Raw genomic sequence first — 22,030 nt, forward strand, 5'->3', positions numbered from 1 at the left:
GAGGTCACGCGATCGGCTGAATCGGTGCGCGGGGAGGCACACCGCACCTTGCCGGGCACCGTCCGCGCACTAGGGTCTGCGCCATGGAGAGCGATCAGGAGCGTCGGGATCTGCTGGCGATGGCCGCAGACCAGCGGACGAATTTCCGGTACACGGTCGAGAACCTCGACGACGAGCAGGCCAGGAGCCGCACCACGGTCAGCGAGCTGACGCTCGGCGGCCTGGTCAAGCACCTCGCAGCGGTACAACGCGGCTGGCTCGCGGTGATCGACGGCTCCGCGCCGGCCGAGTTCGGCTGGTCGGACATCGACCGCGACGCCTACCGGATGACCGAGTCGGAAACCCTCGACGGCGTACTCGGCTCGTTTGACGAGGCGGCAGCCGAGTTCGACCGGACCGTTCGCGACGAGCCCGACCTCGACCGCCGGATCACGCTGCCGCGCTATCCGTGGTCGCCTGCTGAGCCGGTCGTCTGGACGGTGCGCCAGATTCTGCTGCACGTCTTCCGGGAGATCGCGCATCACAGCGGCCACGCCGACATCATCCGGGAGGCGCTGGACGGGTCCAGCACCACGGCGCGGATGGCCGCGGCCGCGGCAGGAAACTAGCGCAACCGGAAGCCGACTCAGCCGGGAACCGACACCGCGGGGCCGCTCAGCGGACCGGCTGCTCCTGGTTCACCTGTTTGAGGTACCACAGGACGGCGGTCGCCAGGATCTCGGACTCGTTGCGCCCGGTCCTACGGGCGAGGTCTGCCAAACGCTGCTGAAGGCGGGGAGGCAACGAATATTCGAGTTCCACACTTCCACCATGGCAAAGGCATGGCGGGATAGGAAGTCAGAACTCCGATATTCACACGATCGTGGGACTTGACGGACCGCGCTGACGTGCTGCGCTCGCGCCGCGCGGTCCGGCGATCAGGCTAATGCCGCCTGACCAGGTCTGAGTCAACGTTCCGTCGCCGCCGGACCGTGCCGGCCGGACGGGAAACGTCAGGGCTGCGAGACGCCGGAGTTGTGCGGGACGGAGTCGTTGACCGTCGGGGTGACGACCTTGCCCTCGACCGCCTGCTGCGGCGCTGCGTCCTTCTTGGCGTCGGCCTGGCCGTCGGCGCCGTCCTTGGCCGCGGCCTTCATCTCCGACTTGAAGATGCGCAGCGACTGGCCGACCGAGCGCGCGGCGTCCGGCAGCTTGCGCGAGCCGAACAGCAGCACGACGAGCGCGACGATGATGACGATGTGCCAGCCTTCAAGCCCACGGAGCATGGTTCGTTCTCCTACAGCGCAGTCGCAGTCCGACCGGAGCGTTTCGTCCGGTACCGCCAACCAGACTAACCTGCCACCCGGGCATCCCGGGAGGTCTCGGCCGCCACGATCTGATCGCGCAGGCCACGGGCCGCTGCGCGCAGCGCTTCCTCCGGGTCCACGCCGAGCGAACGTGCGTGCGCCACGACGGCAAGCAGCAGCTGCCCGACCGCCTCGGCGTCCTTGGCCTGAGCTGCCGATTCCTCCGGGATCGCGGGCACTTGCACCGGGATCTGGCTGTTGCGGGCGCGCTTGAGCAGCTTGTCGGCGAGCGAGAGTGCGGGCTGCGCGAGCGGTACGCCTTCGACGGCGGAGGTCCGACCTTTCTCCGCCGCCTTGATCTTGTCCCAGTTCGCCTCGACGTCGGCGGCCGTGTCGGCGCAGGCCCCGGCGAAGACGTGCGGGTGCCTGCCGATCAGCTTCTTCGCGATGCCTTCGGCGACCTCGTCGATGCTGAACGGGTCGGTCGGGTGCTCTTGCGCGATGCGGGAGTGGAAGGCGACCTGGAGCAGCACGTCGCCGAGCTCTTCGCGCAGCGCGTCGCGGCCGGGGCCCGGCTCGTCGTAGCTGCCGTCCTCGATCGTCTCGACGGTCTCGTAGGCCTCTTCCAACAGGTATTTCACCAGCGACTGGTGCGTCTGCTCGCCGTCCCACGGACAGCCGCCGGGTGAGCGCAGCCGGTCCATGACCGCGATCAGGTCGAGCACCTTCGCGCCGGGCAGGTCGTAGCTGCCGGGCAGCAGCTCAAGCTCGATCTCCGAGCCGTGCGCGAGCTGCCCGCCGAGCGCCTGGGCCAGCGCCTCGTCGCCGTCCGGCGCGGCGATCCAGACCACGGTGGCGCCCGCCTCGGCCTGCGCGATCAGATCGACGGCGATCTCGTACGCGCCGGCCTCGGCATCGAAGACGACGATCTGCACGTCGGCGTCGTCAAGGTAAGGCAGCACGGGGTGGTCCGGCGAGCCGGTGTGGACAACCGCGTCCGGACTGGTCATGAGGCGCCAAGCCGCGGCTGACACCAACCCGGGGGCCACGCGCGGAGAGAACGGGACGAGGACGATGCGGCCAGCCATGCCTTAACCCTACGGCGTTCGCACCCGTAGTCTGACGCAACAAGATCCGCCGCACGGAGGGGATGGCAGGCGTGACTGAAATCAGGGATCTGTACTTGGACGTGGCTCAGGCTGCCGCGGAGTTGCTCGCGGCTCCTGAGGTCGCGGCGGCCTGGGACGAGCCGTCGGCGCTCGCCCAGCTCAGCGTTCGCGGCCTGGCCGGGCATCTGGCCGCGCAGGTGTTCTTCATTCCGTCGATGCTGGCCGACCCGGTGCCCGTCGAGCCGGTGGTCGGGCTGGACGAGTACTACGCGCGGGCGGCCTGGATCGGCACGGATCTCGACACCGAGTTCAACCAGAGCATTCGCGCGGGCGGCGAGAAGGTGGCCGGGGAGGGCCCGGAGCAGCTGGCCGCGCGCACCGCGGCGTGCATCGCGGACCTGCGCAAGACCCTGTCCTTCGAGCCGGATCGGCCGGTGCGCCGCCCGAACTGGAGCGGGTATTCGGTGAGCCTGGACACGTTCGTCGCCAGCCGGATGCTGGAGCTCATCGTGCATAGCGACGACTTGGCGCACAGCGTCGGCGTGCCGACGCCGCAGTTCCCGGCGGAAGCGGTCCAGACCGTGGTCGACGTACTGACGCGCATCGCGCTGCGGCGGCATGGGCAGACGGCGGTGCTGCGCGCGCTCAGTCGTTCCGAGCGCGCGCCCGCGTCGATCTCTGCTCTCTGACGAGGAACACGAGCGCGCGGATCGGCCCGACACCTACGACCTGAGTAGGGCCGGGCCGATCTCACATCAAGATCACGGCGTCGATCAACGCGCGGCACCAGGCGAGCAGTTCCAGGCCGGTGACCGGCTGTCCGCCGATCCGCTGCGTCATCGGCTTGGGCACCAGGATCGTCTGCGTCGGGGCCTTGTTCAGCGACTTCGGGTAGACCCGCTGGAGCCGCATGAGCTGCGACTCGCGCAATTCGACCGGCGCGAACTTGATGTAGTTGCCCTGCATCGCGATCTCGGTGAGCCCGGCCGAGCGCGCGTGCGCGCGGAAGAGCGCGACCGCGAGCAGGTTGCCCACAGGCACCGGTAGCTGCCCGTAGCGGTCGACCAGTTCGTCGTGCACCTCGGTGACGCCGGACGGGTCGGTAATCGACGCGATGCGCCGATACGCCTCCAGACGCAGCCGCTCGTCCGGAACCCAGTCGTGCGGGATGTGGGCATCGATCGGCAGGTCGACGCGCACGTCGGCGGGCTCGGGCTCGGTGCGTCCCTCAGCCTGCGCGCGGTACTCGTTCACCGCTTCGCCGACCATGCGCACGTAGAGGTCGAACCCGACGCCTTCGATGTGCCCGGACTGCTCGCCGCCGAGCAGGTTGCCCGCGCCGCGGATTTCAAGGTCCTTCATCGCGACGTACATGCCGGCGCCGAGGTCGGTGTGCTGCGCGATGGTGGCCAGGCGCTCGTGCGCGGTCTCGGTCAGCGGCTTCTCCGGCGGATAGAGGAAGTACGCGTACGCCCGCTCTCGGCCTCGTCCGACCCGGCCGCGCAGCTGGTGCAGCTGGGAGAGCCCGAAGACGTCCGCGCGCTCCACGATCAGCGTGTTGGCGTTCGAGATGTCGATGCCGGACTCGACGATCGTGGTGCACACGAGCACGTCGAACTCACGGTTCCAGAAGTCGACGATGAGCCGTTCCAGGGTGTGCTCGTTCATCTGGCCGTGCGCGATGGCGATGCGCGCCTCGGGGACCAGTTCCTGGAGCCGGGCGGCGGCGCGGTTGATCGACTCGACCCGGTTGTGGATGTAGAAGACCTGGCCCTCGCGCAGCAGTTCGCGGCGGATCGCGGCGGCGATCTGCTTCTCCTCGTACGCGCCGACGAAGGTGAGCACCGGGTGCCGCTCCTCGGGCGGGGTCTGGATGGTGGACATCTCCCGGATGCCGGTCACCGCCATCTCCAGCGTGCGCGGGATGGGGGTCGCGGACATGGTCAGCACGTCCACGTTCGCGCGCATCTGCTTGAGGTGTTCCTTGTGCTCGACGCCGAAGCGCTGCTCCTCGTCCACGATCACCAGGCCGAGGTCCTTGAACTTGGCCTCCTTGGAGAAGAGCCGGTGGGTGCCGATGACGATGTCCACGGTGCCCTCGGACAGGCCGCGCAGCACCTCGGCGGCCTCCTTGTCGGTCTGGAACCGGGAGAGCGCCTTGATGTTGACCGGGAACTGCGCGTAGCGCTCGGCGAAGGTGGAGAAGTGCTGCTGGACGAGGAGGGTGGTGGGCACGAGCACGGCGACCTGCTTGCCGTCCTGAACGGCCTTGAAGGCGGCGCGCACCGCGATCTCGGTCTTGCCGTAGCCCACGTCGCCGCAGATCAGCCGGTCCATGGGCACCGACTTCTCCATGTCGGCCTTGACCTCGTCGATGCAGGCGAGCTGGTCCGGGGTCTCCACGTAGGGGAACGCGTCCTCGAGCTCGCGCTGCCAGGGCGAGTCGGGGCCGAAGGCGTGGCCGGGGGCGGCCATGCGCGCCGAGTAGAGCTTGATCAGGTCGGCGGCGATCTCCTTGACCGCCTTGCGGGCCCGGCTCTTGGCCTTGTGCCAGTCGGAGCCGCCGAGCCGGTGCAGCGACGGGGACTCGCCGCCGACGTACTTGGTGACCTGCTCCAGCTGGTCGGTGGGGACGAACAGGCGGTCGCCGGGTTGGCCGCGCTTGCTGGCCGCGTACTCGATGACGAGGTACTCGCGGGTCGCTCCGGCGACCGTGCGCTGCACCATCTCGACGTACCGGCCGACGCCGTGCTGCTCGTGCACGACGTAATCGCCCGCGTGCAACTGGAGCGGGTCGACCATGTTGCGGCGGCGTGAGGGCATCCGGCGCATGTCCTTGGTGGACGAACGCTGCCCTGCCATGTCCGACTCGGTAAGCACGACGGTGCGTGCGCGTTCGAGGACGAATCCGTGGTCGATCGAACCGGTCGCGACGTGCACGATGCCGGGCTCGGGGGCGTCGGGCAGGTCGATGTCCAGGCGCGCGCCGAGGTCTGCGCCCTTGGCGACCTCGACAAGGCGCTCGGCCGGGCCGTGGCCTTCGGTGACCAGCACGACGCGCCAGCCTTCGCGCAGCCAGTTGCGTACGTCGGCGAGCGCGGCCGTGGTATCGCCTCGGTATTCGGGGGCTGCGACGGCGTCGGCAGTGACCGTGTCGTCGGTGTCTAGGGCCTCGTCGCCGGACTCGGCCAGCGCCTCGTCCGCGACACGGTGCCCACTGTCGGCGAAGCCGAACGGACTGATGGACCACCAGGGCAGGCCGCGCTCCTGTGCGTGCTCGCGCACGTCGGCCAGGGACCACAGCGAGGCGGCGTTCAGGTCGAGCGGCGCGGCGGCGCCCATCGCGGCCGCAGCCCAGGAAGCGTCGAGGAATTCCTGCGAGGTACGCACCAGGTCGGCGGCGCGCGCCCTTATCCGCTCCGGGTCGATGGACACGATGTGGGTGTCCTGCGGCAGCAGGTCGATCAGCAGTTCCATGCGGTCGACCAGGACCGGGGCCAGCGATTCCATGCCCTCGACCGCGATGCCCTCGGCGATCTTGCTGAACACGTCGGCGAGCGCCGGGAACTCGGAGGCGTAGCCGTGCGCGCGCTTGCGAACCGTGTCGGTGAGCAGCAGTTCGCGGCAGGGCGGCGCCCACAGGCCGTGCTGGGCGATTTCGAGGGAGCGCTGGTCGGCGACCTTGAAGTAGCGGATCTCCTCGATCTGGTCGCCCCAGAACTCGAGCCGCAGCGGGTGCTCCTCGGTGGGCGGGAAGACGTCGAGGATGCCGCCGCGCACCGCGAAGTCGCCGCGCTTCTCGACCAGGTCGGTGCGCAGATAGGCGGCGTCGCCGAGGCGGCGGACCACCTCGTCGAGCTCGATCTCCTGTCCCGCGGTCACCCGCACAGGCTCCAGGTCGCCCAGCCCGGCCACCTGCGGTTGCAGCACGGCGCGGACCGGTGCGACGACGACCTTCGGCAGCACCTCGTCGCCCTCGGCGCCCGGGTGGGTCAGCCGGCGCAGCACGGCGAGGCGGCGGCCGACCGTGTCCGAACGCGGCGAGAGGCGCTCGTGCGGCAGGGTCTCCCAGGCCGGGAACTCGGCGACGGCGGAGGCACCGAGGAGGCTGCGCAGCCCGGCGGCCAGGTCGTCGCTCTCCCGGCCGGTGGCGGTGACCGCGAGCAGGGGCCGGCCGGCTCGCTCGGCGATCGCGGCGAGGGCGAAGGGGCGCAGCCCCGGTGGCGCGGTCAGGTCGAGGCGGGGCCGGTCGCCGGCGCGGGCGGCCTGCACCGCGGCGACGATCGCCGAGTCCTGCGCGACAGGGCCGAGCAGTCCGGGCAGTGGCATGGGGGAACTCCTCGGTCCATGGCGGGCACGCGGACTACCCCCAGTCTCTAAGAGACGGGGGGTGAGGGCTTACCTGTCCAGGGTACGCGGACCGGCCGACAGGCGGCGCTCCCCCGCGAAGGCACGGTCGAACGGACATCCGATCACCGAGCCACAACCGCTCCGGGGGCGCAAGTAGTGCAAGTAGCCGCGCACAATTACGCCAAATACATACTCCCGCCATCGGTCGGGGCGGCGGCGCAGGGTCGGCCGACGCGCCGACGCCGAGACACGTACAGCCAGGGCGAACACCCGTCGCAGCGCGGCGGCCGAGCCTACAGCCGCCCACTAGCCCCGGCCGATGTCGGGAGCCAAACGGACACTGAAAGGCGCTCCTGCCTACCGCAGCCGGGACTCTGACGGGTACCGTTCCACTGACGTTAATGCCGACTTCGGTGACCGCAGCGGGACTCTTGCGGTGGTTCGGCCGGGTGGACGTGACCGTTCGGGACAAGGGCTGGAGATCATGACGCAAGGATCGGGCATGGGTTCGCCGACGCGCGCCGCGATACCGAACGGGCAGTTCGCCGGCCGGCTGATCGAGTTCAGCGACCCGGAACTGGACCGCAAGTACCCGCGCGGCGTCTACGTGGACTTGCACGGCTACCCCAACTTCTCGGTGTACGCGCGGCTGGCGGTCGAGATCGCTGACCCGCCGTCAGGTCTGTCCGTCGACGAGGTTCGGGTGACCGACGTCATCGCGGCCAACCTGATCGGCTCGGGCAGCGGCGACCCGCTCTGGCAGCAGGGCCGCCCGCCGACGGTGACGCCGGAGGGCTGGACCTGGGTGCACGAGGCGCGCAGCCGCAAGCTGTACCTCGTGCCGGCCGAACTGAACGCGTCGTTCCGGCATCACGGTGGCATCGCCACGCTCCAGGCTGACCCGTCGAAGTCGGGGCTCTGGCACGAGGGCATGCTCGAGCCGGTCGCCTTTGAGCGCTCCGGCTCGGTGCCGGAGGAGGCCCTGGTGCAGTTGGAGTCGCAGCTCGGCTTCCAGCTACCGGTCTCCTACCGCCGCTTCCTCGGCGGGACGGACGGCGGCCGGCCGCTGGTGCCCGCGGTGAACCTCAACTGCGGCTTCATCGCGGACGGCTGGCTGTTCGGGCTGCGCCGCTCGGATCCGCACCAGGACCTGGTCTACGCGAACCAGTCGCTGTACGACCGGTTCACCGAGGAGTACCTCGGCATCGGGTTCGTTCAGGGCGGGATGCTGGCGCTGAAGATCCGCGGCGGCGACCTCGGCTCGGTCTGGTACTTCGACGACGACGATCCGCGCGACCACGACGGCCGTGACGCCGCCTCGGTGTGCGCCGAGCTGCTGCACCGGGTCGGCAACGACTTCGACGACTTCGCCAGGCACCTGGTCGCGCTGCCCGCGCAGATCGTGGAGATCTCGGAGGCGGCGGTGCGGGGCGGACACGCCCGTCCGGTCGAGGAGCAGCCGCACCTCGGCTCCGCGCTGCCGGCTCACCTGCGCCGCCGCTGAGCGCACTCCCGTTCTGACCAGCGTGGTCCGTGGCGGCGTAGCTTTAGGTGGACCTCAGTCTCACCGAGTGAACTGATAACGAAGATGTGACGAACGCCGCATAGGATGAGCCCAGGTGTGGACAGCGTGGTCCGCCAAGCAGTGTTGCCGACCTGCCGAGGATGAGCCATGCCCGAGCCCGAGACGCGCGACGTAGCAGACCGACCTTCCTCCCCCCACCCGGACCAAGGCGCTTCCCCGGACGCCGCCCTGCGCACGGACATCAAGTCCCTCGGCGAGCTGCTGGGCCGCACCCTGGTGCGGCAGGAGGGCCAGGAGCTGTTCGACCTGGTCGAGGAGGTGCGCGCGCTCACCAGGTCGGACGACCCGGCGGACGGTGAGCGGGCGGTGCGCCGGCTGGCCGAGATCGACCTGGCCACCGCGATCCGCCTGGTGCGCGCCTTCTCCACGTACTTCTATCTGGCGAACGTCACCGAGCAGGTGCACCGCGGCCGGGAGCTGCACACCCAGCGCGCGACCGTCGGCTCCTGGCTGACCCAGGCGATCGACCGGATAGCGGCGGCGATCGAGGACCCGGAGTCGAAGGTCACCCGGGACTGGGTGGAGCAGGTCGTCTCGTACCTGTCCATCCGGCCGGTCTTCACCGCGCACCCCACCGAGGCGGCCCGGCGCACCATCCTGACCAAGCTGCGGCAGATCGCGCTGCTGCTGGACGCCAACCCGTTCGTGGAGTCCAGCGACCCGGTGGCGCGGCGGCGGGCCGAGCGGCGGCTGGCCGAGCTGGTGGAGTCGCTGTGGCAGACCGACGAGCTGCGGGTGGCGCGCCCCGAGCCGACCGACGAGGCCCGCAACGCGCTGTACTACCTCGACGAGCTGCACGCCAGCGCCGTGCCCGACGTGCTGGACGAACTGGCCGCGGAGCTGGATCGGATCGACGTCACGCTGCCGGTGGACGCGCGTCCGCTGTCCTTCGGCTCCTGGATCGGCGGGGACCGCGACGGAAACCCGAACGTCACCCCGCAGCTGACGCTGGAGATCCTGAGCCTGCAGCACGAGCGGGCCATCGAGGACGCGCTCAAGGTGGTCGGCCAGCTGCAGAGCTCGCTGTCCACCTCGAAGCGGATCGCCCGGGTCAGCCCGCAGCTGGAGGCCTCGGTCGAGGCGGACCTGGCCGTGCTGCCCGACATCGCCCCGCGCTACAAGCGGCTCAACCAGGAGGAGCCCTACCGGCTCAAGGCGATCTGCATCCGGCAGAAGCTGATCAACACCCGGCGCCGGATCGCCGAGCGGCGGCCGCACGCTCCGGGGCAGGACTACCTCAACGGCGAAGAGCTGGTCGCGGACCTGCTGCTGATGCGCGAGTCGCTGCTGGCCGACCGCGGCGAGCTGATCGCGCGCGGCTCGCTGGACCAGGTGATCCGCACCGTCTCCGCCTTCGGCCTGCACTTGGCGACCCTGGACGTGCGCGAGCACGCTGACGCGCACCACCACGCGATCGGCCAGCTGATCGACCGGCTCGGCGGCGAGTCGTGGCGCTACGAGGACATGCCGCGCGACTACCGGGCCGGGCTGCTGGCCAAGGAGCTGCGCTCGCGCCGGCCGCTGGCGCTGCTCCCGGTGGCCATCCACCGCGCCCCCGACCTGGCCACCGCGACCCCGCTGCTCGACGAGGCCGGGTCGCGTACCTTCGGGATCTTCACCGCGATCCGGGAGGCGATCGACCGCTTCGGCCCGAACGTGATCGAGAGCTACATCATCTCGATGTGCCGGGGCGTGGACGACGTGTACGCGGCCGTGCTGCTGGCGCGCGAGGCGGGCCTGATCGACCTGCGCGGCGAGCGGGCGGCGATCGGCTTCGTGCCGCTGCTGGAGACGGTGGGCGAGCTGCGCCAGGCCGACTCGATCCTCAACGACCTGCTCAGCGACCCGTCGTATCGCAAGCTGGTACGGCTGCGCGGAGACGTGCAGGAGGTGATGCTCGGCTACAGCGACTCGTGCAAGGAGGCCGGGATCGCCACCAGCCAGTGGGAGATCCACCTGGCTCAGCGCAAGCTGCGCGATGTCGCGCACCGGCACGGCGTGCGGCTGCGGCTCTTCCACGGCCGCGGCGGCACGGTCGGCCGCGGCGGTGGCCCGACCCACGACGCGATCCTGGCCCAGCCCTGGGGCACGCTCGAGGGCGAGATCAAGGTCACCGAGCAGGGCGAGGTGATCTCGGACAAGTACGCGCTGCCGTCGCTGGCGCGGGAGAACCTGGAGCTGACCGTCGCCGCCACGCTGGAGGCCTCGGTGCTGCACCTCGGGCCGCGGCAGAGCGCCGACGCGCTGGCCCGCTGGACGGCGACCATGTCAGGGATCTCCGACGCGGCCTTCGCGCGGTACCGCGGCCTGGTGGAGGATCCGGACCTGCCGAAGTACTTCCTCGCCTCCACCCCGGTGGACCAGCTCGGCGACCTGCACCTGGGCTCGCGCCCCTCGCGCCGTCCCGACTCGGGGGCGGGGCTGGAGGGACTGCGGGCGATCCCGTGGGTGTTCGGCTGGACGCAGTCGCGGCAGATCGTGCCCGGCTGGTTCGGCGTGGGCACCGGCCTGGCGGCGGCGTACGAGGCCGGGCACGCCGAGGTGCTTGCCGAGATGTACGAGCAGTGGCACTTCTTCCGCAACTTCCTGTCCAACGTCTCGATGACGCTGGCGAAGACCGACCTGCGGATCGCGGCGCGGTACGTGAACCAGCTGGTGCCTGAGGAGCTTCAGCACATCTTCGACGTGATCAAGGAAGAGCACGAGCTGACGGTCCAGCAGGTGCTGCGGGTCTCCGGTCAGCAGCAGCTGCTCGGGCACGACCCGGTGCTCGCCCGCACGCTGCGCATCCGGGACCGGTACCTCGATCCGATCTCGTACCTCCAGGTGGCGCTGCTCAAGCGGCACCGTGAGGCGGTCGCGGCGGGTCAGGAGATCGAGCCGCAGCTGACCCGGGCGCTGCTGCTGACGGTCAACGGCGTCGCGGCCGGGCTGCGTAACACCGGCTGACGGCTCCGGGGCAACACCGGCTGAGCTCGTAAAGTAAGACAGCGGACGGCCGTTGGCCGTCCGCTGTGCTTTTCGCCGCCGTTCGGGGTTCACCTTGAGCGGATCTTAATCATTCCCCCGCCGACCTGTGGATAAACAAGATCGGGTTGTCCACGACCTGTGGATACATTCTGTGGATAACTCTGCGCGTAATCCACAGCCACCTAACGTAATGAACGGCCGGTGACCTACGGGGCAATGACTGATGGGAACGCTGACTTAGGGAAACACCGACTTAGGGGAACACCACCGTGCGGCGGCCGTTGACGAGCACCCGGTGCTCCGAATGCCAGGCCACCGCACGGGAGAGCACCCGGCACTCCACGTCGCGGCCCACGGCGACGAGCTGATCGGGCGTCAGGCCGTGGCCGACGCGCGCGACGTCCTGCTCGATGATCGGGCCTTCGTCCAGGTCGGCGGTCACATAGTGCGCGGTCGCGCCGATGAGCTTCACGCCGCGGGCATGCGCCTGGTGATACGGCTTGGCGCCCTTGAACGACGGCAGGAAGGAGTGGTGGATGTTGATGATCCGGCCTTCCAGCGCCTTGCACACATCGTCCGAGAGCACCTGCATGTAACGCGCCAGCACGACTAGCTCGACCCCGTTCTCCTCGGCCAGGTGCAGCAGCCGGGCCTCCTGCTCCGCCTTGTTCTCCTTCGTCACCGGCAGATGGACGAACGGGATGCCGTACGACTCGACCAGGCCCTGGAAGTCGGTGTGGTTGGAGACCACCGCCGGGACCTCGATCGGCAGCGCGCCGATGCTGTGCCGGAACAGCAGATCGTTGAGGCAGTGCCCGAACTTGGACACCATGATCAGCGTCGGCATGCGGGTGGCCGCGTCGTGGATCTGCCAGGCCATGTGAAAGGCCGCCGCGGTCGCCGTGAAGCCCCCGTTGAGCGACATGAGGTCGACGCCCGGCTCCTGCGCCACGAAGTGCACGCGCATGAAGAACAGCTTGGTGTCCGGGTCGCCGTACTGCTGGCTGTCCACGATGGTGCAGCCGGTGACCAGCAGGAAGCTGGACACCGCGTGCACGATTCCGCGCTGGTCGGGGCAGGAGAGCGTCAGCACGTACTCGCGGGGCTCGGCGGGCGTCGTGGTCATGCCCTCCATCTTCGCCCATAGCGATTTCCGTCGCCCAGAGCGCCGGTGCCCGGATATCGTCAGGCCGTGGCCTCTTCTTCATATCTTCGGTACCCGCATCTGTCCGGGGACCTGGTGACCTTCGTCGCCGAGGACGATATCTGGCTCGCATCCCTGACCGAGGCCACAGGCGGCGGGGCTGCCGGGAGCCGGGCCTGGCGGCTGACCGCGGACCAGGTACCCGTACTGAATCCGCGGCTGAACCCCTCGGGCACGCGCGTCGCGTGGACCTCCACCCGTGAAGCCTCGGCCTCGCTCGCCCGGGGCTCGGCGCGCGAGGTGTACTCGGTGCCGGTGGATGGCGGACCGGTGCAGCGGCTTACGCACTGGGGCGATGGACGCATCGCGGTGCGCGGTTGGCTGTCAGACGACGAAGTCCTCGTGATCAGCAACACCGGCCAGCACGACACGATGCGCACGCGGGCGTTCGGGGTTCCCCTTGAGGGCGTGGCCCGGTTGCTGCCCTATGGGCCCGCGAGTGATGTGTCGGTCGCGCCGAATGGTGCGGTTCTGGTCGGCTCGCCGACTTACGCGGAGCCCGCGCGCTGGAAGCGCTATGGCGGCGGGACCGGCGGCAAGATCTGGTACTCGCCGGACGGCGTGGAGTACCGGCGGATTCTGGGCGAGGTCGGCAACCATCTGGTCAACCCGATGTGGATCGGCGATCGGGTGGTCTTCCTCTCGGACCACGAGGGAGTCGGCGCGCTGTACTCGGCGCTGCCCGACGGCTCGCAGCTGCGCCGGCACACCGATCTCGGCACGTATTACGCGAGGCACGCGACGACGGACGGCGCCAGGGTCGTGTACCAGTGCGCCGGCGATCTGTGGCTGCTCGATTCGCTTGACGGCGAACCGGTCCGGCTCGACGTCCGGCTCGGCGGGGTGCGCTCCGGTCGTGCCAAGTTTCCGGTGTCGACGCGGTATGCGCTCGGCGGCTTCTCGCTGTGCAAGACCGGTCGTGTTCTCGCGACCGAGGTGCGCGGGACCGTGCACTGGCTGCCCGCGAAGGATGGTCCGGCACGCACGCTGCTCGGTACGCCGGGAGTGCGTGGAAAGCTGCCGAAGATCGTGCCGGGGACCTCAACTGTCGTCTGCGTATCGGACGCCGGCGGCGAAGACGGTCTGGACGTTATCGCGGCAGACGGTTCGGTAACGCGGAGACTGGCGCACGGTCAGCTCGGCCACGTACTCGAACTCGCGCTCTCGCCGAACGGCAAGCGCGCCGCGGTCGCGACGCACGACGGCCGGCTGCTGCTCGTCGAACTGGGTGCAGGGGAAGCCCCCGCTGCCGCCGCCGAGGGCTCAGAGAGCGGCAGCAGCGCGGAGGACGTCGAATCGAACGAGACGGCGACGGAACGCGCGCCGGAGGCCGGAACGGTCACCGAACTCGTGCGCAGCACGAACGACGAAGTGCACGGGCTCGCGTTCTCCCCGGACTCCGCGTATTTGGCCTGGGCTCAGCCCTGGAGCGCCTGGGGCAGCTCGCACATCCGGCTGGCCAGGCTGTCGGACCAGACCATCGTGGACGTTACAACCGCGCGCTTCGACGACACCTGCCCGGTCTTCACGCACGACGGCAAGCACTTGGCGTTCCTCTCCAACCGGGTCTTCGACACGGTCTACGACGATCACGTTTTCGACCTCGGGTTCCTGCCGGGCGTGCGGCCGTACCTCGTTCCGCTCGCCGAGACGACCCCGTCCCCGTTCGCGCCTGAACTCAACGGCCGGCCCGTGTCGCCGGAGAAGGACAGGGACAGGGCGGGCGCTGCCGGTGCGTCGCGCGCCGAGTCGGGCGCGCAGGATGACGACGAGTCAGATTCCGACTCTGGGGCATCCTCGATCGTCGTCGACTTCGAGGGCATCGAGGACCGCGTTGTGCCGTTCCCGGTCGAGGCCGGCCGCTACCGGGCGCTGCACGCGGTCAAGGGCGGCGTGGTGTGGATGGACTATCCGCGCACGGGTGAGCTGCACGAGGCGGCGATAGGTGCGTCCGACGAGCATCCCAAGCCCAGCCTGATCCGCTACGACCTGGAGAAGCGCAAGCGCTCGACGATCCTCGAGGAGCTTGACGACTTCGCCGTCTCCGGCGACGGCGCGCGGCTGGCCTATTCGGACGGCGGGGAGCTGAAGGTGAAGGCCTCCGACGCGAAGGACGACGAAGACGCGGTCGCCGTGGACCTGGACCGGGTCCGGGTCACCGTGGATCCGGCGGCCGAGTGGACGCAGATGTTCCACGAGGCCTGGCGGCTGATGCGGGACAACTTCTGGCGCGCCGACATGGCCGGGGTCGACTGGCCGGCCATGGCCGAGCGCTACCGGCCGCTGCTGGACCGGATCGGCTCGCAGGACGACCTGCACGACCTGCTCTGGGAGATGCAAGGCGAGCTCGGCGCCTCGCACGCCTACGTGCGGCCTCCGGCGGCGGGCACGTACGAGGCGCTGGCCCAAGGCCTGCTCGGCGCGGATCTCGCCCCGGACCAGGACGGGACCTGGCGGATCGGCAGGGTGCTGCGGGGAGAGTCCTCGGTCATCGCGGCGCGCTCCCCACTCGCCGCTCCCGGTGTCGCGGCCAAGCCCGGCGACGCCATCGTGGCCGTGGACGGGCAGCCGGTCGATCCGATGCACGGCCCGAACGCGCTGCTGGGCGGTAAGGCAGGCAAGCCGGTCGAGCTGACGCTGCGCAGAAACGGCGCGGCGGACCGGCGTGTGGTTGTCACGCCGCTGTCGAGCGAGGGCGTGCTGCGGTACCACGACCTGGTTCAGCAGCGCCGCGCTGCGGTACGAGAGGCCTCCGATGGAAGGCTTGGCTACCTTCACGTGCCGGACATGATGTCGTTCGGCTGGGCGGAGTTCCACCGGGACCTGCGTACCGCGTTCGACGCCGAGGGCCTGGTGCTCGACTTGCGGGAGAACGGCGGCGGTCACACCTCGCAGCTGGTGGTGGAGAAGCTGGCGCGCAAGGTGATCGGCTGGGCGCGCTCCCGGCATTCCGAGCCGGTCAGCTACCCGGGCGAGGCGCCGCTCGGCCCGATCGTGGCCGTCACCGACGAGTACGCGGGTTCCGACGGCGACATCGTGACCCAGGCGATCAAGCTGTACGGCATCGCGCCGGTCGTCGGGATGCGGACCTGGGGCGGCGTGATCGGTATCGATTCCAAGTACACGCTGGTGGACGGCACGGGCGTCACGCAGCCGAAGTTCGCGTTCTGGTTCGAGGGCGGCAGCGGCTGGGGCGTGGAGAATTACGGGGTCGATCCGGACATCGAGGTGCCGTTCCCGCCGCACGACGCGGTGGCCGGGCGGGACCCGCAGTTGGAGACGGCGATCCGGATGGCCTTGGAGGCGCTGGAGAGCAGGCCGCGGGCCAGGCCCCCGCAGATCTAAGGCCGGCGCAGATCCAGGTCCCCGCAGACTTAAGGCCGGCGCGGAATGAGGCGCAGTGAGCGCCTCGCCGTGCGAGTCACCAGGGGTTGGAGCGGCCCTGACGCCGCCTCGCTCTCAGTCCTCCGGGGTCGGGCCGCCGAGATCGGCCGGCGGCCCGGCCAGCGCGGCGTCGTACCTGCGCAGGATGAGGCGCGCCACCTGGTCGTGGGCGCCGAGTGGCGCGCTGACCGTCATTCGGCGCGGGTTGTCCGTGTCGAGCGCCGCAAGGGTCGCGCTCTCGTTGATCCGCCGGCTGAACTCGCCGGAGGAGAGCAGGTAGGTGGCCACCGCGACCGGCCGGCCACGGCGGGCCAGCCGCGCCAGCAGGGTGCTGATGTTCGGCTCGGCGGTCGTCACATAACCGGTGCGCACGGGCATGCCCAGGCGCTCGGCGAGCAGCCCGGCCATGGCGACCGCGTCGGCATTGGCGCGCCGGTCTGCCGAGCCCGCGGCGGCGAGGACCACCTGCGTGCCGAAGACGGTGCCGCGGGCCGCGGACAGCCGGTCCTGCATCGCCGCGGCGAGCAGCGGATCGGGACCGAGCGCGGCCGCTTGGTAGATCATGGCGGTGCGGCCGGCCGGCTGCGCCGCGACCTGTCGCAGGGCGCGCGGAATGTCGTGCCGCACGTGATAGCCGGAGCCGAGCAGTAGCGGCATGATCACGAGCTCGGTCACGCCTTCGGCCAGCAGCCGGGCGAGTTCGTCGGCTACCCGAGGCCGGGCGACCGAGACGAACGCCAGCGACGTCTCCACCCCGGGACGCAGGAACCTCACTCGCTCCAGGAGCGCGTCCAGGGTTTCCAGGCCGGCTGGATCGTTGGTGCCGTGTGCCACGGCGAGCAGCGGCACGTCCGCGCGCGGCGGCGGCAGCACTCCGGGAGGCGCGGGCAACCAAGCGGGCCGCGGCTCACGGAACGAGGTCAGCCCAAGCACCGGCACGGACATCTCAGGGTTCCTCCTTGCTTAGCCGGTGCGGTGCGGGATGCCGTGCTGCGGACGTTCGGTGTTCGGCCCCGGGTTCGGGCACGGGTCCTGGTCCGGGTCTGGCCTTCAGCGGTCAGGCCGGGTCGATGGCCAGGCGATAGCCGCGCTTCGTCACCGTCTTGATCAACGACGCGTCAGGCCCGAGCGCGGTACGCAGCCGCGCGACGGTCGCTTCGACCGCGTGCTCGTCCCGTCCGCCCGATCCGGCGCCGCGCGGTCCCCACACCCGCCGCAGCAGGTCGGCGCGGGAGACCACCCAGCCGGGACGGCGGCCGAGCTCCGCGAGCACGGCGGCCGGCAGCGGGGCGAGCAGGACCGGCTCGGCTCCGGTGACGACCGCGGCGAGGCCTTGCAGCGTCAGGGTCCGATGCTCGTCGATCGGGAACTCGTTGCGGATCTTCGGCGGCAGGACCGAGCAGAGCGTGGCCACCATCGCGCCGAGCCGGGCCCGGTCCGGCCACACTGCGCGCACGTCGAGCGCTTCCAGCGGTCGAGCACAGACCGGTCCGACGCACACGGCCGTGACGTCCGTGCGCAGCGCGACCAGGAGTTGATCGAGCGCGCCGGTGACCGCGGCCGCTTCCAGCAGCGCGGTCACGCCGGGCGCGGAGGTGAAGCTGACCGCGTGCACTTCGCGGCGCACGATCGCGTCAACGAGGCGGCGCACGGCCGCGCGGTCGGAGGGCGGTCCCCAGCGGTAGACCGGAATGTCCACGACGACCGCACCGGCTTCGCGCAGTGCGGTAACAAAGCGGGTGTCCTCCGCCGGGTTCTCGACGCCGTACTGCTGTACCGCTATCCGTTTGCCCTTAACGCCAAGGTCGAGCAGGTAAGCCAGCAGCTCATCGCACGACTCCGAGGGTGCGCTGTAGCTTTCACGCAGGCCGGAGGCACGTACGGCGCCCGTAGCCTTAGGTCCGCGCGAGACGAGGACCGCGTTGCTGAGTACCCGGTTGAGTTCGTCGCCCAGGCCCCAGCTCTCGGCCGCCGACATCCATCCGCGCCATCCGCTGCCCGTGGTCGCCACCGCGTAGTCGAGCTGCGAGATTAGACACTCGTTGGTGGCCTTACGCAGCGCGGCGTCGTCGTCGAGCGGGACGAGCCGGAGGGTCGGGGTCTCGATGACCTTCGCGCCGCGCCGCCGCAGCAGCGAGGCGAGATCATCGCGCCTCCGGTCGGCCGTGACGGCCACGACGCAGCCGGTGAGCGGGAACTCCTCGAATACCGTGCTGGTCGGGTTCGGGCCGTCCGTAGCCGAGGGGGTGGATTCGATCGCCTCTGCCAGTGCCATGTCCGAAACAGTGGCCGCACACCGTTACGGATATGTTGCCGAGCCGCTACGCACCGGTAAGGGTCGCCGACCCCACGTTACGTGTCACTTGACAGAGTGAGCGAGCTCAGGGGCCAGGAGCGGCGGCAGCCGCCCTCCCATGACGCGCACAAGCCCTTTCGAGCGGAGTGAAAAACACGTGCGCGCGCCGAAATCGGCTGGACCCAGACGCGTCATAGCGACGCCGCACCGTCGTAGGCATGACGGGAAAGCCTGAAGCCGCGGACGGCGGTCGTAGCCACTGTCCGTACTGCGCGCTTCAGTGCGGTATCGAGCTCCGCCCGGCGGTGGCCGGACATGGTTCGGTGCCGGTGCGTCGCACCGGGCGGGGGGACACGGGGGACGGCACGCACGGCGATGGTCCGGCTCTGGAGGTCGTCGGGCGTGCCGCGTTCCCGGTGAACGAGGGCGCGCTGTGCGGCAAGGGCGCAAGCGCCGCAGAACTGCTCAGTCCGCGGCTGCGGCTGACCACACCGCTGATCCGCGATGAACGCGGTGCCGAGCTGCGGCCCGCCTCCTGGGAAGAGGCGCTCGACCGGGTCGCACGGGAACTCGGCGCGCGTGACCCGGAGGCGGTCGCGATCTTCGGCGGCGGCTCGCTGACCAACGAGAAGGCCTACCAGCTCGGCCGCTTCGCGCGAACCGTGCTCAAGACCCCGAACATCGACTACAACGGCCGGTTCTGTATGTCGTCGGTCGCGGCGGCGCAGAACCGGGCTTTCGGCGTGGACCGAGGGCTGCCGTTCCCGGTGCGCGACATCCGCAGGGCCCGGGCGATTCTGCTGGTCGGCGCGAATCCGGCGGAGACGATGCCGCCGATCATGCGGCACTTCACGGCGGCGCGCGAGGCCGGCGGCACGGTGATCACCGTGGATCCGCGGCGCACCCGGACCGCCGAGCTGGCCGATCGGCACCTGCAGCCGGTGCCGGGATCGGATCTGGCGCTCGCGCTCGGGATGCTGCATATAGCGGTCGCGGAAGGCCTGGTTGACGAGCAGTACGTCGCGGAGCGCACCAACGGCTTCGATGACGCGCGGCGCATCGCCACCGCGTACTGGCCGGAGCGGGTCGAGCGGTTGACCGGAGTGCCGGTCGCCGCGATGTACCAGACGGTCACGACGCTGGCCGAGGCCGCTCGGGCCGCGCGCGCGGCGGCGACCCAGAACACTGAGACCCAGAACACTGAGGCCGAGTTCGGCGGCGCGATGATCCTCACCGCGCGCGGGACCGAACAGCACAGCAAGGGCACGGACACGGTCAACGCCTGGATCAACCTTTCGCTGGCCCTCGGCCTCCCGGGACGCCCCGGCTCGGGTTACGGCGCGTTGACCGGCCAGGGCAACGGACAAGGCGGCCGCGAGCATGGTCAGAAGTCTGATCAGCTGCCGGGCTACCGCAAGCTGGACGATCCCGCGGCGCGCGAGCACGTGGCGGCGGTCTGGGGCGTCGACCCGGACGAGCTGCCCGGCCCCGGTCCGAGCGCGACCGAGCTGCTGGCGCGCTGCGGTCGCGACATCGACGGCACCGGCAGCACCGATCCCAAGGATGGCGCCGACGGTGCCGCGACGCCGGGCCGCATCGACGCGCTCCTGATCATGGGTTCGAACCTGCTGGTGAGCGCCCCGGGCGCGGCGCAGACCGAGGCCCGGCTGCGCTCGCTCGGCTTCCTCGCGGTCTGCGATCTGGTGCTCTCCGAGACCGCGGCGATCGCAGACGTCGTACTCCCCAGCGCGCAGTGGGCCGAGGAGACCGGCACCATGACGAACCTGGAGGGCCGGATCCTGCTGCGTCCGGCCGCGATCGCGCCGCATCCCGGCGTGCGCACCGACCTGGAGATCCTGGCGGAGCTGGCCGCGCGGCTGGGTGGCAAGCTCTCCGCCGACCCGGCCGAGGTGTTCGCCGAGCTGGGCCGCGCGAGCGCGGGCGGCATCGCCGACTACAGCGCGGTCACCCACGAGCGGCTTGAGCGCGGCGAGGAACTGTATTGGCCGTGCGGCGAGCAGAGCCCGGACGGTACGCCCCGCCTCTTCGAGCGCACCTTCCCGACCCCGGACGGCCGCGCGCGCTTCGTGCCGGTCGACTACCGCCCCTCGGCCGAGGAGCCGGACGATCAGTACCCTTACCGGCTGACCACCGGCCGGGTGCTCGCGCAATACCAGTCCGGGGCGCAGACTCGCCGCGTCGGCGCGCTCAACCAGGCCGCGCCGGAACCGTTCGTCGAGCTGCACCCGGACCTCGCCCGCGCGCTGGGCGTGGCCGAGGGCGCGGCGGTCAGCGTGGTCAGCAGGCGCGGGACGGCCACCGCCCCGGCGCGGATCAGCCGCGCCATACGGCCGGACACGGTGTTCATGCCGTTTCACTGGCCTGGCCCCGGCCGGGCGAACTCGGTGACCAACCCAGCCCTGGATCCGACCTCGAAGATGCCGGAGTTCAAGACCTGCGCGGTGCGGCTGGAACTGCCGTCGCACGTCGCGGTCGCCGAGGCGGGAGCTGAGCCGTGATGCGCCGGATCGTCGTGATCGGATACGGCATGGCCGGTCATCACCTGGTGGCGCGGCTGCTGCGGGCCGGGCGGCACACGCCGGCCGGAGACTTCGAAGTGACCGTGCTCGGCGCGGAGAGCGGGGCGCCGTACAACAGGGTTCTGCTTCCAGAGGTGCTGGCCGGCCGGATCGACCAGCGTCGCATCGACCTGTCAGAGCCCGATGACTCGCGCGTGACCGTGCGCGCCGGGGTCCGCGCCACCGAGATCGACCGCGAGCGGCGCCTGGTTCACGGCGACGACGGCTCGGTGCTGCCGTACGACGAACTGGTGCTGGCCACCGGGGCCAACCCGGTGCTGCCGCCGCTCGGCGGCATCCGCGACGAGCACGGGCTCAAGCCCGGCGTGCACACGCTGCGGACGCTGGTCGACCTGGACCGCATCCAGGACCAGCTCACCGCGGTGGAACGCGGCGGCGCCGCGCTCAACGGCTCTGCGCTGAACGGCTCTGCACTCAACGGTCACGCGCGCAAGCTGCGGGCCGTCGTGGTCGGCGGCGGCCTGCTCGGCGTGCAGTGCGCCAGGGGTCTGACGCTGCGCGGACTGGAAGTCGTGCTCATCCATCAGGGCTCGCATCTGCTCGACCACCGGCTCGACGCCGACGCGGCCGCGATCCTCGCCCGCACCGCGCGCGGCCTCGGAATTGAAGTGCATCTTGAATGCCGGGTCCGCTCGGTGCTGCGCGACCGCGAGGGCCGGCTGACCGGTGTGCAACTGGCCGACGGCTTCCGCCTGGACGCCGATCTCGTCCTGCTGGCCTGCGGAAGCGCCCCGGCCACCGGCCTGGCCGCGCGCGCCGGGCTGGCCGTGGACAACGGAATCCTCGTCGACGAGCGGCTGACCAGCGTCACCGACCCGCACGTGCACGCGATCGGGGACTGCACCCGCGTCCACCGCAGCCTGCGCGCCGCGCACGGCCTGGCCGCGCCCGCCCTAGAGCAGGCCGAGGTGCTGGCCGAACGACTGCTGGGCGGCCCGGCGCTCTATCAGGGCTCATCGACGATAGCCAGGCTCACCGCGACCGGCGTGGACGTGGCCATCCTCGCCGCCGCGCCGTCGCTGGTGGCCGAATCGCGGCCCGATCACGTCGCGCGCACGGTGCGTCTGACCGACCCCGTCGGCGGTACGCATCGCGCGGTGACCGTGCACGGCGGCCGTGTGGTCAGCTCCGTGCTCATCGGCGATGTCTCCGCCGCGGCCCGCCTAACCCGGCTGGTCGATCAGCCGGGCCCGCTGCCAGAGAACCCGCTCGACCTGCTGTTCGATACCGCGGTTTGACCTACCGC

At 70.6% G+C, this 22,030-nt stretch carries 14 protein-coding genes; 7 read left to right on the top strand and 7 right to left on the bottom strand.

The genetic code is table 11. The features are described 5' to 3' along the window. Positions 1 to 83: 83 nt before the first annotated feature. Positions 84 to 608 carry a DinB family protein gene (locus VFA06_RS07215; RefSeq protein ID WP_324839650.1) on the top strand — a complete coding sequence of 175 codons (525 nt, stop codon included), beginning with the start codon at positions 84 to 86 and terminating at the stop codon, positions 606 to 608. Between the two features lie 46 nt (positions 609 to 654). Here the strand turns inward: VFA06_RS07215 and VFA06_RS07220 are convergent, their stop codons facing one another. From VFA06_RS07220 to VFA06_RS07230, 3 genes are all read right to left on the bottom strand, one after another. Then, the gene (locus tag VFA06_RS07220; RefSeq protein ID WP_324839651.1) at positions 655 to 801 is read right to left on the bottom strand and encodes a hypothetical protein; all 147 of its coding nucleotides are present in this window, start codon (positions 799 to 801) and stop codon (positions 655 to 657) included. Positions 802 to 992: 191 nt separating this feature from the next. Continuing rightward, positions 993 to 1,265 carry a Sec-independent protein translocase subunit TatA gene (gene tatA / locus VFA06_RS07225; RefSeq protein ID WP_324839652.1) on the bottom strand — a complete coding sequence of 91 codons (273 nt, stop codon included), beginning with the start codon at positions 1,263 to 1,265 and terminating at the stop codon, positions 993 to 995. 65 nt (positions 1,266 to 1,330) lie between these two features. Continuing rightward, on the bottom strand, positions 1,331 to 2,374 hold the full coding sequence (locus tag VFA06_RS07230; protein WP_324839653.1) for a MazG family protein: 1,044 nt from the start codon (positions 2,372 to 2,374) through the stop codon (positions 1,331 to 1,333). A gap of 71 nt (positions 2,375 to 2,445) precedes the next feature. On the opposite strand from VFA06_RS07230, the gene VFA06_RS07235 reads away from it, so the two are divergent. After that, positions 2,446 to 3,084: a maleylpyruvate isomerase N-terminal domain-containing protein gene (locus VFA06_RS07235; RefSeq protein WP_324839654.1), complete on the top strand. Its 639-nt coding sequence runs from the start codon at positions 2,446 to 2,448 to the stop codon at positions 3,082 to 3,084. A 61-nt stretch (positions 3,085 to 3,145) separates the two neighbouring features. Here VFA06_RS07235 and mfd read toward each other — a convergent pair whose 3' ends face one another. Continuing rightward, positions 3,146 to 6,724, bottom strand: a complete 3,579-nt coding sequence (gene mfd / locus VFA06_RS07240; protein WP_324839655.1) for a transcription-repair coupling factor — start codon at positions 6,722 to 6,724, stop codon at positions 3,146 to 3,148. Between the two features lie 523 nt (positions 6,725 to 7,247). Between mfd and VFA06_RS07245 the strand changes: the two genes are divergently transcribed. After that, on the top strand, positions 7,248 to 8,249 hold the full coding sequence (locus VFA06_RS07245) for an SMI1/KNR4 family protein (protein WP_324839656.1): 1,002 nt from the start codon (positions 7,248 to 7,250) through the stop codon (positions 8,247 to 8,249). A gap of 168 nt (positions 8,250 to 8,417) precedes the next feature. Next, on the top strand, positions 8,418 to 11,279 hold the full coding sequence (gene ppc / locus VFA06_RS07250) for a phosphoenolpyruvate carboxylase (RefSeq protein ID WP_324839657.1): 2,862 nt from the start codon (positions 8,418 to 8,420) through the stop codon (positions 11,277 to 11,279). Positions 11,280 to 11,553: 274 nt separating this feature from the next. Here the strand turns inward: ppc and purU are convergent, their stop codons facing one another. Further along, positions 11,554 to 12,435 (bottom strand): formyltetrahydrofolate deformylase, encoded by an 882-nt coding sequence (gene purU / locus VFA06_RS07255; protein ID WP_349260091.1) that lies wholly within the window; start codon positions 12,433 to 12,435, stop codon positions 11,554 to 11,556. A 57-nt stretch (positions 12,436 to 12,492) separates the two neighbouring features. Between purU and VFA06_RS07260 the strand changes: the two genes are divergently transcribed. After that, complete coding sequence (locus VFA06_RS07260) at positions 12,493 to 15,849, top strand: S41 family peptidase (RefSeq protein ID WP_324839659.1); 3,357 nt, start codon at positions 12,493 to 12,495, stop codon at positions 15,847 to 15,849. 114 nt (positions 15,850 to 15,963) lie between these two features. Here the strand turns inward: VFA06_RS07260 and VFA06_RS07265 are convergent, their stop codons facing one another. Next, positions 15,964 to 16,833: a sirohydrochlorin chelatase gene (locus VFA06_RS07265; RefSeq protein WP_324839660.1), complete on the bottom strand. Its 870-nt coding sequence runs from the start codon at positions 16,831 to 16,833 to the stop codon at positions 15,964 to 15,966. 112 nt (positions 16,834 to 16,945) lie between these two features. Continuing rightward, entirely contained in the window at positions 16,946 to 18,163 is a 1,218-nt protein-coding gene (locus tag VFA06_RS07270) for a uroporphyrinogen-III synthase (RefSeq protein ID WP_324839661.1), read from the bottom strand. A gap of 239 nt (positions 18,164 to 18,402) precedes the next feature. On the opposite strand from VFA06_RS07270, the gene VFA06_RS07275 reads away from it, so the two are divergent. Both VFA06_RS07275 and VFA06_RS07280 read left to right on the top strand, forming a co-directional pair. Beyond that, the gene (locus VFA06_RS07275; RefSeq protein WP_324839662.1) at positions 18,403 to 20,703 is read left to right on the top strand and encodes a molybdopterin oxidoreductase family protein; all 2,301 of its coding nucleotides are present in this window, start codon (positions 18,403 to 18,405) and stop codon (positions 20,701 to 20,703) included. Beyond that, positions 20,703 to 22,022, top strand: coding sequence for an NAD(P)/FAD-dependent oxidoreductase (locus VFA06_RS07280; protein WP_324839682.1), 1,320 nt, complete (start codon positions 20,703 to 20,705; stop codon positions 22,020 to 22,022). The genes VFA06_RS07275 and VFA06_RS07280 overlap by 1 nt, the downstream gene beginning before the upstream one ends. Positions 22,023 to 22,030 lie beyond the last annotated feature (8 nt).

Source organism: Actinocrinis sp. (assembly GCF_035653575.1).
Taxonomy (GTDB): Bacteria; Actinomycetota; Actinomycetes; order Streptomycetales; family Catenulisporaceae; genus Actinocrinis.

Coding starts and splice junctions, on each gene's coding strand:
- VFA06_RS07215 (WP_324839650.1), top strand. CDS start 84: ATGGAGAGCGATCAGGAGCGTCGGGATCTGCTGGCGATGGCCGCAGAC.
- tatA (WP_324839652.1), bottom strand. CDS start 1,265: ATGCTCCGTGGGCTTGAAGGCTGGCACATCGTCATCATCGTCGCGCTC.
- VFA06_RS07230 (WP_324839653.1), bottom strand. CDS start 2,374: ATGGCTGGCCGCATCGTCCTCGTCCCGTTCTCTCCGCGCGTGGCCCCC.
- mfd (WP_324839655.1), bottom strand. CDS start 6,724: ATGCCACTGCCCGGACTGCTCGGCCCTGTCGCGCAGGACTCGGCGATC.
- VFA06_RS07245 (WP_324839656.1), top strand. CDS start 7,248: ATGGGTTCGCCGACGCGCGCCGCGATACCGAACGGGCAGTTCGCCGGC.
- ppc (WP_324839657.1), top strand. CDS start 8,418: ATGCCCGAGCCCGAGACGCGCGACGTAGCAGACCGACCTTCCTCCCCC.
- purU (WP_349260091.1), bottom strand. CDS start 12,435: ATGGAGGGCATGACCACGACGCCCGCCGAGCCCCGCGAGTACGTGCTG.
- VFA06_RS07265 (WP_324839660.1), bottom strand. CDS start 16,833: ATGTCCGTGCCGGTGCTTGGGCTGACCTCGTTCCGTGAGCCGCGGCCC.
- VFA06_RS07270 (WP_324839661.1), bottom strand. CDS start 18,163: ATGGCACTGGCAGAGGCGATCGAATCCACCCCCTCGGCTACGGACGGC.
- VFA06_RS07275 (WP_324839662.1), top strand. CDS start 18,403: ATGACGGGAAAGCCTGAAGCCGCGGACGGCGGTCGTAGCCACTGTCCG.
- VFA06_RS07280 (WP_324839682.1), top strand. CDS start 20,703: ATGCGCCGGATCGTCGTGATCGGATACGGCATGGCCGGTCATCACCTG.